We start from the raw sequence: 10,972 nt of genomic DNA on the forward strand, positions 1-10,972 counted from the left end.
GAAAGGGGGCCGACATGGCGGTGACGTGGTCGCCGACGCAGGTGTGGTCGGCCGGTGCCACCGATGCGGCCGAGATGGTCGGCCCGGCCGGTTCGGCCGGCCCAGTCGGTTCCGCCGGTCGGCTCGGCCCGGTGGTGCGGGTGTACCGGCGCTTCCGGCCGCTGTCCCGGTCGGCACGGGTGTGGTTGCACTCCTGCGGGGTGGCCCTCTCCCTGGCGGTCTGCCTGACACTCGGCGACTGGTGGCCCGCGCCCCTGCTGGCCGCCGTCGCGGTGGTGGCGGTGACGGGGTACGAACGGCTGCGGCCGTCGCGCGGGCCGCGGTCCGTACGGGTCCACGAGGGCGGGCTGGTGCTGGTCTCGGCCGGTGGCGGCGAGGAGTCGCTGCCCTGGTCCGCGGTGGAGGCCATGGAGTACTCCCCCGGAGGGCTGCGCGAGGTGCACGAGTACGGGCGAATATGGCCGGCGGGCGCGGACGAGCCGCTGGTGCTGGCGCACCTGCGTGGGCTGGGCGGGCTGTTCCGGGAGCTGGAGGAGCGCCTCTCCCCCGGATTCCGGGCCGCGCTGCACGAGACGCTGCGCACCGAGGGGAGCGTCCGCTTCGGACGAGGGCGGCTGACGGTGACGGCCCACGGGCTGGTGTACCGGCCACCGCACCCGCTCGCCGCGACGGAGGCCCACCGGTGGACGGAGGTGTGCTCGGCCCGGGCGTCCGGACTCGGCGAGTTGGAGATCCGGACGCACTCGGCCGGCCTGCCGCTCACCTTCCCGGTGCCCAACGCCCGTGCGGCCGCGGACTTCCTGGAGGACCTCCGGACGGCTTCCCCGGCTGACCCACCATCGGACGACCGCCCCCGGACGACCGCCCTCGGATGGCCCCCGCCCGAGCCCGCCGCTCCTCAAGGCCACCCCTAAGGGGCGCCATGGACCCATCCCGGAAGGGATCAGTACACCGCTGAGTGGAGGTCAACTCCCTTTCCCGCCGCCTACCGTCACTCACATGAGCCGACTTCGTACGACCGCCGCTGCGGCGGCCCTGCTGCTCGCGCTGCCACTGTCCGTCTCCGCTGCCGCGCCCGCCCTGGCCGCGCCGCCCGCCGCCACCGCTTCGGCCGCACCGACCGAGCAGGTCACCACCCGGATCGAACTCCCCCGCCCGACGGGGCCGTTCGCGGTCGGGCAGGAGGTCCTGCACCTGGTGGACCGGAACCGTCCGGACCCGTGGGTGCCCTCCGCCGGTCCGCGCCAGCTGATGGTCTCGATGTACTACCCCGCACACGCCGGGACGGGCACCCCCGCCCCGTACATGACGCCCGCCGCCGCCCGGGCGCTGCTCGACGGGAAGCTGCCGGGCAACACCATCCCGACCGAGGCGGTGTCCGGCACCCGGACGTGGGCCGAGACCGGGGCGCGCCCACAGGGCGGCCACTACCCGCTGGTGGTCCTGTCGCCCGGCTTCACCATGCCCCGGGCCTCGCTCAGCAGCCTCGCCGAGGACCTGACCAGCCGCGGCTACGTCGTCGCACTGGTCGACCACACCTACGAGAACACCGGAACCACCTTCCCCGACGGGCGGACGCTCCCCTGCGACCTGTGCGGGAAACTGAGGACCCAGGAGGCCTGGGCGGCCCTGGACGCGAGCCGGGCCAAGGACGTCTCCTTCGTCATCGACCAGCTGACCGACCGCCCGCACCCGGCCTGGCGCTACGCCCGCCTGATCGACCGCGACCGGATCGCCATGGCCGGGCACTCCGCCGGCGGCGCCGCCACCGTCCCGGCCCTGCTCACCGACGACCGCATCCGGGCCGGGGTGGACCTGGACGGCAGCATGGACTACCTGGTGCCCGAGTCCGGCATCGGCGGCAAGCCGTACCTGATGGTCGGCCACCCGCTCCCCGACGGCGCCGAGGACGACAGCTGGATCAAGAGCTGGCCGCGGCTGGACGGCTGGAAGCGCTGGCTGACCATCGACGGCACCGACCACGGCAGCTTCACCGACTTCCCGATCTTCTTCGACGGGCTCGGCATCCCCAAGGGCCCGGACACCACCATCGCCGGTCAGCGCGCCGTCGCCCTGACCCGGCAGTACGTCGGGGCGTTCCTCGACCTCCAGCTGAAGGGCCTCCCGCAGCCACTGCTCGACGGCCCGAGCGCCGCCAACCCGGAGGTGCGCTTCACCCGGTGACGGACACCCCCTGAACGGGGTCGTCGGCCCGAGCGTCGGCGGCCCCGCCGACGCTCGGGCCCCGGAGTCGGGCCGCTCCGTGGTCTGCGGCACCCACCCGCTCCCCTGGTTCGGTCCTCGCCGTGGCGCCGGGAGCCACCGTCGCCGGACCAACCCACCCGACGTGCCGGCTGCCGCCCTCCCCCGCCCCTACCGCCCGCTCCGTCGAAGCCCGCTCTGGTCCGGGGGCACACGGGAAGTCGGCCCACCCGACTTCCCGTGTCCCGGACCCAACTCCAACCACAGCCCTGCCTGCACATCGGCACAGCCGACGCCGCGCCTCCATCCGGCACCACCCGCCCCCGGAGGCGGGCGCGGCCCAACCTGCGGCCCCGGCCCACCCGGCCGCCCCACACGACCATCCACGTGCCGCGCCCCACGGACACCCCGCCGATGCCGCGCACCGAACCAGGCCCGACCACCAACCGCCATTCCCCCCGGCGCGCTCACCCCTCCAGCCCGGACGCCCACAGCCCTACGGTGATGCGCGAGAAGTCGGCCGGGCCGACTTCTCGCGCGCGGCCCGCTCCGCCCGCACACCACGGTCGCCCCGCAGGGCCCCGCCGTAGGTGCTGCCACCGGCCAGGCCCGGCCCGTGGTGGCGGTGACGTGCGAGGATGCCCGCATGATCACGGTGGAGCAGGGCTGGCTGGACGGGACCGACTCGGGGTTCTTCGTGCTGTGTCCCGAGGGTGCGGTCGAGGGGTGGGCGGGCTGCGAGGAGGCGGTGGTGGACGCGGCCGCGGAGTACGCGGTCGGCCATCCGGTGCCCGGGCACGGGGACGTGCTGGTGCTGGGCGGGGAGCCGTTGCCGGTCGGCTGGCTGGCGGAGGAGCGGGTGTTCGTGCGGCCGCTGTTCGCCGAGTGCTCGGACGCCGTCCGGCCGCTGGTGCGTGAGGCGCTGCGCTCCGGGATCTGGGAGGACGGGCCGGTCCTCGAGCTGGCCGCCGGGCGGTACCTGCTCGTGGACGTGTTCCAGGACGGTACGGACGCCCTGGAGAGTGGCGAGTACCTGACCGTCGAGGTGCCGTCCGGGCGCTACCTGGTCCAGTCGCTGCGGGCCGAACCCGAGCGGTGGCAGGAGTTCCTCCTGGAGCGGCTGCTGCCACGGTGAGCGGTCGCCCGGGGCCGCGTGCGAAGATGGCAGGGCTGGTGGGAACGATCTCCGGACGGTTTCTGGGACGGTTCTCTGGCCATGGTGGACGACTACGCGCAGCGCTCGGGGCAGCCGCAGCAGGACGCCCTGCTGATGGTTCCGATCGCCACGGCGCTGATCGACGCCGACGGGCGGATCCTGCACTGGAGCAGTGACGCGGAGGCGCTGCTCGGACACCCCGCGCAGGAGGCGGTGGGTGCCCGGGCGGCGACGCTGCTGGCTGCCGAGGAGCAGCGGTCGGAGGTGCTCGGGCTGTTCCAGGAGATCCTGGCGGGCCGGTCGTGGTCCGGGGTGTTCCCGGTGCGGCACCGGGACGGGCACCTGGTGAACCTGGAGTTCCGCACCCATCCGATCCGCGGCCCGGGCGGCGCCCGGATGGTGCTGGCGATCGCCTCCGAGGTGACCACGCTGCACCGGCTCCAGGCCGACCTGGCCCTGCTGGACGGGTTCTTCACCCAGTCCCCGGTCGGCATGGCGGTGTTCGACACCGATCTGCGGTTCGTCCGGCTGAACGACGCGCTGGCGGAGGCGAACGGCCTGGGCATGGAGGATCCGCTGGGCCGGCGGCTCACCGAGGTGTTGCCGAGGATCAACGGCCCCGAGTCCGAGGCGGTGATGCGCCGGGTGCTGGAGAGCGGCGAGCCGGTGGTCGACGACCTCGCGCACGGCCGTACCCCGGGTGATCCGAACCACGACCACGCCTGGTCGGCCTCCTACTTCCGGTTGAAGGACCGTGGCGGCCGGGTGCTCGGGGTGTGCGCCACGGTCATCGACATCACCGAGCGGTTCCACGCCGACGCCAGGGCGGCCCGCGCCCAGGAGCGGCTGTCGCTGCTGGTCGACGCGACCGCCTCGATCGGCACCACGCTGGACCTGCGGCAGACCGCCCGGGAGCTGGTCGACGCGATGGTGCCGAGGGTCGCCGACATCAGCGCGGTGTTCGGGCTGGAGGAGCTGGCGGCCGGTCTGAGCGTCGAGCCGCCCGCGCCGGACGCCCCGGTACGGGTGCGCCGGCTGGCGATCGCCTCCGCCGACGCGTTCTACCCGGCCGAGGCGCTGCCGGTGGACGCCGTATACGAGCTGCTTCCGGACTCCCCGTACGCCCGGGCGCTGACCGGCGGGCGCACGGTGGTGGTGCCGTCCTGGGAGCTGCCGATGCTGGGCGAGCGCGTCGACGAGAGCCACCGCCAGGCCTACCTCGGCGACCGCCCGCGCTCGGTGCGGATCACCCCGTTGGTGGCACGAGGGACGACGCTCGGCATGGTGGTGTACTCGCGGCGCGGCGCGCGGGAGTCCTTCGCGGCGGCGGACATCACGCTCGGCGACGAGCTGTCCTCGCGCGCGGCCGTCGCGCTCGACAACGCCCGGCTGTACCTGCGCCAGCACCAGACCGTGCTGGCCCGGCAGCAGGCGCTGCGCGAGGCCAAGGCCGCGCAGGAGCGTCTGGCGCTGGTCAACGAGGCCTCCGCCCGGATCGGCACCACGCTCGATCTCGCCCAGACCGCCATGGAGTTGGCCGAGGTCGCGACGCCGACGCTGGCGGACACGGTGGTGGTGGAGGTGCTGGAGGATCTGGTCCGCGGCGAGCGCGAGGCGACCGCCCCGGCGGACGGTTCGGCGCTGCTGCGGCGGATGGCCTTCCACTCGGTGCCCGGCTCGACCATGGCGCCGATCAATCGCACCGGCAACCTGCACCGCTTCCTGCCCGGTTCGCCGTACGCGTGGAGCCTGGCTCACCGCAAGCCGGTGCTGGTGCCGCGGATGGACGAGGAGGGGATGGCCTGGTTCGCCGAGGACCCGGTGCGCACGGCGGCCGTACGGGAGCAGAACGTGCTGTCGTTCATGGTGGTCCCGCTGATCGCGCGCGGCACCGCGGTCGGCGTGGCGGGCTTCTACCGCACCCTGGTCGAGCGCCCGTACGAGGAGGACGACGTGGCGCTGGCCGGGGAGTTGGCGGTGCGGGCGGCCGTGTCGATCGACAACGCGCTGCTGTTCACCCGCGAGCGTGACGCGGCCGCCGCCCGGCAGCGGGCGCTGGACGAGGCCTGGGCCGCCCAGCAGCGGCTGTCGCTGCTGAACGAGGCCAGCAACCGGATCGGCACGACGCTCGATCTGCACCGCACCGCCCGGGAGTTGGTGGAGGTGGTGCTCCCGCGCTTCGCCGACTTCGCGACCGTGGACCTGCGCGAGGCGGTGCTCAGTGGCGAGGAGCCCGGGGCGGTCACGGCGGCGGGCCCGGTGCTGATGCGGGCGGTGGCGGTCGGTGGCACCGGCCAGGACGGCAGCCTGCAGGGGGCGGCCGACCTGGTGGGCGAGACCTCGGAGTCGGCCGACCTGTACGCGCAGAGCCTGCGCACCCGGCGTTCGATCCTGGTCGCCGAGGTGACCGAGGAGGAGTTGCGCCCGATCGTCGCCTCGCCGGACCGGGTGCAGCCGAGCCTGGACGCCGGGGTGCACTCGTACCTGATGGTGCCGCTGGTGGCGCGCGGGCACGTGCTGGGCGGCGCGGAGTTCGTCCGCACCCGCAACCCGGTGCCGTTCGGGCCGGCGGACCGCTCGCTGGCCGAGGAGCTGGCCGCCCGCACCGCGCTGGCGATCGACAACGGCCGGCTCTACCGCCGCGAGCGGGACACCGCGCTCACCCTCCAGCGCAGTCTGCTGCCGCAGGAGGTGCACCGCACGCTCGGGCTGGACCTCGCCTACCGCTACCTGCCGAGCAGCGTGGTCAGCGAGGTCGGCGGCGACTGGTTCGACGTGGTGCCGCTGTCCTCCGGGCGGGTCGCGCTGATCGTCGGCGACGTGATGGGCCACGGCATCCGGGCTGCCGCGACCATGGGCCAACTCCGCACAGCGGCACGGACGTTGATCACCCTTGACCTGGACCCGGAGCGGGTGCTGTACCGCCTGGACGAGGCGACCGCGACGGTCGGCGAGGGCCAGTTCGCCACCTGTGTCTGTGTCGTGTACGACCCCGTGGACCGCCGCTGCACCGCGGCCAGCGCCGGGCACCTGCCGCCCGTGGTCGCCGACACCGAGGGGCGGGCGCGCCTGGTCGAACTGCCGTCCGGCACACCGCTGGGGGTCGGCGGAGTCGCCTTCGAGAGCGCCGAGTTCACCCTCCCCGAGGAGGGCATCCTGACCCTCTACACGGACGGGCTGGTCGAACGCCGCGGCCAGGACCTGGACGAGGGGCTGGAGTTGCTCTGCCGGACCGTCGCCGACCGGCGCGGCTCGCTGGAGCAGACCTGCGACGCCGTCCTGTCCCGGCTCACCGAGACCACCGGCGAGGACGACATCGCCGTCATCATGGCGCAGGTCCGCCCGCACGGCGCGGACCGGATCGCCACCCTGCCGCTCACCGGCGACCACGCGATGGTCGCCCACTCGCGCCGCTTCACCCGCGAGACGCTGGTCGCCTGGGGGCTCGAAGCACTCACCGACTGGGCCGAGTTGCTCACCAGCGAACTGATCACCAACGCCCTGGTGCACGCCGGATCACCCACCCAGCTGCGGCTGTACTGCAACCGGGTGCTCACCGTCGAGGTCGCCGACCAGGAGACCGAGGTGCCGCGGATCCGCCGCGCCCGCGGCGAGGACGAGGGCGGGCGGGGCATCCACCTGGTCAACGAGCTCGCGCACCGCTGGGGCACCCGCCGGACCCAGGACGGCAAGGTGGTCTGGTTCGAGCTGGAACTGCCCCCGGGGGTCACACCGCCTTTGTGAACGGCCTCCTGCGTGAACAGCCTCCCGTGTGAACGACGGACGGACGTCGGGCCGCCGCGACGGCCGCCGGACCGGTCCCGCCCGTGGTGAGCGGCCCGGATCAGTCCGGCAGCATCAGGTTGACGTCGCCGAACTCGTGCCAGAGGTAGCGGTGTTGCACCGCCTCGCGGTAGCAGGCCGCCGGCAGCGGGCGGCCCGCGACGGCGGCGAGCATCAGCAGGTGGGAGGCCCGGGGCTCGTGCCAGCCGGTGAGCAGTCCGTCCACGGCGTGCACGCCGCGTTCCGGGGTGACGACCAACTCCGTCCAGCCGTGGGCCTCCTGGACGGTGCCGTCCGGGGCGGCGGCCGACTCCAGGGCACGGACCACGGTGGTGCCGACGGCGACCACCCGGCCACCCTCGGCCCGGACGTGGCCCACCAGGCGGGCGGTGGCGGACGGGACGTGGAACCATTCGGCGTACGGGGCCTCGTGGACCTCCGGCGAGGCCACCCCGGTGTGCAGGGTGACCGGCGCGAGGAGCACGCCACGGCCGGCCAGCCGGGCCACCACCTCCGGGCTGAACGGGCGGGCGGCGCTGGGCATTTCGCTGCTGCCGGGGACGGTCGCGAAGACCGTCCGGTAGGCCTTGATCGGCCAGTCGCGGTCCACGTAGCCGTAGCGGATCGCCCGGCCGTGCAGCTCAAGGTACGGCAACAGCTGGACGGGCAGAGCAAGTTCGGCGCGCCAGAGGCGGGCGGTGAAGGGCCGGGTCAGCACCGCCGCGCCGCCCGCGGGCAGCGAGACCGGCAGACCAGGGCGGGCCGGCGACTCCTCCGGCGGGTAGTAGGCCGCCTCCTCCCCCGGCACCACCCGACGCAACTCGACCAGGTGGGCTCCTGATTCGTCCGGCTGGGCGGAGGAGAGGTGCAGCACGACCGGGGTGCCGTCGGGCAGCCGGCCGGGCAGCGCGGCCGGGGCGGTGGCCGAGTTGTTGACCACCAGCAGGCCCCCGGGCGCAGCACCTCGGGCAGGTCGGTGAAGCGGCGGTGCTCGACTCCGCCGGTGGCGCGTCGGCCGACCAGCATCCGGACGCCGTCCCGGGCCGCTCCGCACGCCTCGGCCGGTGCGCGGGCGGAGAGTTCGGGCGGGACGACGAGGTCGGGGCCGAGGGGGAGGTCGGCGGGGTCGAGGTCGGCGGGTGCCGTCATCGCCCGCCCCGGTCCTCGGCGGGGACGGCCAGGTCTGCGGCGGGGCCGGCGAGGTCCGCGGACGGAGCGGCCAGGTCCGCGGCGCGGTAGCGCCCGGAGGGCCTGCGGTCGCGCAACAGGCCGAGCAGGACCGGCGCCACCTGCTCGGGCAGCGGCTCGCCGGAGATGTCCTCGCCGGGGCCGGCCTCCTGGAGCATCCGGGTGCGCATGTTCCCCGGGTCCACCGCCCAGACCCGCAACTCCGTCTCCTCCCGGGCGAGTACCCCGCTGGCGAGGTCCAGGGCGGCCTTGCTGGCGCCGTAGCCGCCCCAGCCGCGGTAGGGCACCACGGCGGCGTCGGAGCTGACGTTGAGAACGGCGCCGGCGTGGGCGCGCAGCTGGGGCAGGACGAGCTGGGTGAGGGCGATCGGGGCGAGCACGTTGACCTCGAAGGTCTCCGACAGGTCCGGCAGCGGGAAGTCGGCCAGCCGGGGCAGCGGCTCCCTGCCGGGGCCGGGGGCGCCGTTGAGCGTTCCGGCGTTGTTGACCAGCAGGCTCGCGCCGCCGAGGTCCTCGGTGGCCTCGGCCAGGTGGGCGCGGTGGTCGTCGTCGACGACGGAGCCGGACAGGGCGACGACCTTGGTGACGACGGCCAGGTCGGCCGCGGCGGCGGCGAGTTCGGCCGCGTCCCGGGCGGTGATCACCAGCTGCCAGCCGTCGGCGGCGAGGGCGCGTGCGAGGGCCAGGCCCAGGCCGCGAGAGGCTCCGGTGACCAGGGCGACGGGGGCGGCGTGTGGTGCGGCGGTGCGCTGTGCTGCGTTCATGCCCCCACGATCGCGCCGCGGGCTCGGGCGGCGGATCGGCCACCGGGCCGGGGACCCCGTCGTTCGTTGGGCCTAGTACTGCGACGGTGTCCACGTGACGGGGTTCGGTTCCAGGACTGTGGCCTCGGCGTTTGCCGTGGGTGGTGCGGGCCTGGTGTCGGCGTCGGCGGCGCCGCCGAGACCGGTGCGGGACGTGGTCGATGCCGCGGCGGACCGGCGCCCGGCGGCCAGGGCGACATCGTGCGTGGAGGGCAGGGCCACCCGGGCCGGGTCGGCCGGACGGGGACGCCGTACCCGGCGGCCGTGATCGCCGGATCGTCCGCTGTCGGATCGCCGTCCGCGGGGTACCGGCGCTCCTGCCGCTGATCAGCCCGGATGAATTACCGGCGGTCCCGCACGTCCACCAGTGTGTACGGCCGACCGAGCGGGTACCGGTGCTCCGCCCGTTCCCTCCACCTTCCTATCCGGCCTGCACGGCCCAGACCCGGAGGTCCGCATGTCCACCGACTCCAGCCCACGGAACTGCCCGTTCGACTTCGCCGAGGCCCTCGAGTTCGACCCGACGCTCCGGCAGCTCATGAACGAGGCACCGGTCAGCCGCATCCGCCTCCCCTACGGCGAGGGGGAGGCTTGGCTCGTCACGGGGTACGACGACGTGCGTACGGTGACCACCGACCGGCGTTTCAGCCGGCACGCCGTCGTCGGCCGGGACTTTCCGCGCATGACTCCCGAGCCGATCGTCCAGGCCGAGGCGATCAACGTCATGGACCCGCCTGCCAGCGCCCGCCTGCGCAGCCTGGTGTCCAAGGGCTTCACGGCCGACCACATCGAGCGGATGAGGGACCGTACCCGGCACGTGGTCGACGAGCTGCTGGACCGCATGCGGGACCAGGGCTCCCCGGCCGACCTCATGGAGCACCTGGCTCACCCGCTCCCGCTGATCACGATCTGCGAGGTCCTGGAGATCCCCGAGGCCGACAGCGCACAACTGCGCGCCAACGCCCGGACGATGATGAACGTGGGCCTGGCCAACAAGCCGGACGCGGTGCGGGCCAAAGCCGACCTGCGGGCGTACTTCGCCGAGCTGACGGCCGAACGGCGCAGGAACCCCGGTGACGACCTGATCAGCGCCCTGGCCACGGCCCGCGACGGCGACGAGGTCCTCGACGAGAAGGAACTCACCGTGATGGCCATGGTCCTGCTGATCACCGGCCAGGACACCACGACGTACGAGCTCGGCAACCTCTCGTACACCATCCTCACCCGGCCCGACGTGCGCGCCGTCCTGCGCGAGCGGCCCGAGATGCTCACCCAGGTGATCCACGAGATGCTGCGCTTCATCCCCTTCCGCAAGGGCGTCGGCATCCCCCGGGTGGCCCTTGAGGACGTGGAGCTGAGCGGGGTGACGATCCCGGCGGGGGACATCGTGCACGTCTCCTACCTGACCGCCAACCGGGACGGCCGCAGGTTCGACCGGCCTGACGAGCTGGACCTGGAGCGGACCAGCCCCTCCCACATGACCTTCGGCTGGGGCGCGCACCACTGCCTCGGCCAACCGCTGGCCATCACCGAACTCGAAGTCGCCCTCGGGACCCTGCTGGAGCGCTTCCCCAGGATCGCGCTGGCGAAGCCGGCCGCGGAGCTGGCGTGGAACACCACGTCGATCTGGCGCTATCCGCTGGCGCTGCCCGTCACCTGGTGACGGTGCCCCCACGCTCCGGCGCCGGTCTGCCGCCACCCCGCTTCCGGCATCGCCGCGGGCGGGGGGGGGGGGCCCCCGGGGGGGGGGGGGGCCGGCGGGGGGGGGGCCCCCCCCGCGCGGGGGGGGGGGGGCGTTGGGGGGACCCACCAGCGCGCCGCCCCCCCCCCCCCCCCGGCC

At 74.4% G+C, this 10,972-nt stretch carries 6 protein-coding genes and 1 pseudogene; 5 read left to right on the top strand and 2 right to left on the bottom strand.

Annotated features, from left to right (window positions below):
* Positions 1 to 14: 14 nt before the first annotated feature.
* The 4 genes from ACGF13_RS27595 to ACGF13_RS27610 all read left to right on the top strand — a co-directional run bounded on the left by ACGF13_RS27595 (position 15) and on the right by ACGF13_RS27610 (position 7,102).
* Positions 15 to 914, top strand: a complete 900-nt coding sequence (locus ACGF13_RS27595; protein WP_392879953.1) for a hypothetical protein — start codon at positions 15 to 17, stop codon at positions 912 to 914.
* A gap of 85 nt (positions 915 to 999) precedes the next feature.
* Positions 1,000 to 2,184, top strand: a complete 1,185-nt coding sequence (locus tag ACGF13_RS27600; protein WP_392879955.1) for an alpha/beta hydrolase family protein — start codon at positions 1,000 to 1,002, stop codon at positions 2,182 to 2,184.
* Positions 2,185 to 2,848: 664 nt separating this feature from the next.
* Positions 2,849 to 3,337, top strand: a complete 489-nt coding sequence (locus ACGF13_RS27605) for an Imm21 family immunity protein (protein ID WP_392879957.1) — start codon at positions 2,849 to 2,851, stop codon at positions 3,335 to 3,337.
* 81 nt (positions 3,338 to 3,418) lie between these two features.
* Positions 3,419 to 7,102 carry a SpoIIE family protein phosphatase gene (locus ACGF13_RS27610; RefSeq protein ID WP_392879958.1) on the top strand — a complete coding sequence of 1,228 codons (3,684 nt, stop codon included), beginning with the start codon at positions 3,419 to 3,421 and terminating at the stop codon, positions 7,100 to 7,102.
* Positions 7,103 to 7,202: 100 nt separating this feature from the next.
* On the opposite strand, the pseudogene ACGF13_RS27615 reads toward ACGF13_RS27610, so the two are convergent.
* A pseudogene (locus ACGF13_RS27615) lies at positions 7,203 to 8,290 on the bottom strand (S-adenosylmethionine:tRNA ribosyltransferase-isomerase).
* The gene (locus ACGF13_RS27620; protein ID WP_392879960.1) at positions 8,287 to 9,093 is read right to left on the bottom strand and encodes an SDR family NAD(P)-dependent oxidoreductase; all 807 of its coding nucleotides are present in this window, start codon (positions 9,091 to 9,093) and stop codon (positions 8,287 to 8,289) included. The pseudogene ACGF13_RS27615 and the gene ACGF13_RS27620 overlap by 4 nt, the downstream one beginning before the upstream one ends.
* A gap of 496 nt (positions 9,094 to 9,589) precedes the next feature.
* Here ACGF13_RS27620 and ACGF13_RS27625 point away from each other — a divergent pair, with 496 nt between their 5' ends.
* Complete coding sequence (locus ACGF13_RS27625) at positions 9,590 to 10,795, top strand: cytochrome P450 (RefSeq protein ID WP_392879961.1); 1,206 nt, start codon at positions 9,590 to 9,592, stop codon at positions 10,793 to 10,795.
* The last annotated feature ends 177 nt before the right edge of the window (positions 10,796 to 10,972 follow it).

Origin of the sequence: Kitasatospora sp. NPDC048286 (assembly GCF_043201735.1) — a bacterium.
Classification (GTDB): domain Bacteria; phylum Actinomycetota; class Actinomycetes; order Streptomycetales; family Streptomycetaceae; genus Kitasatospora.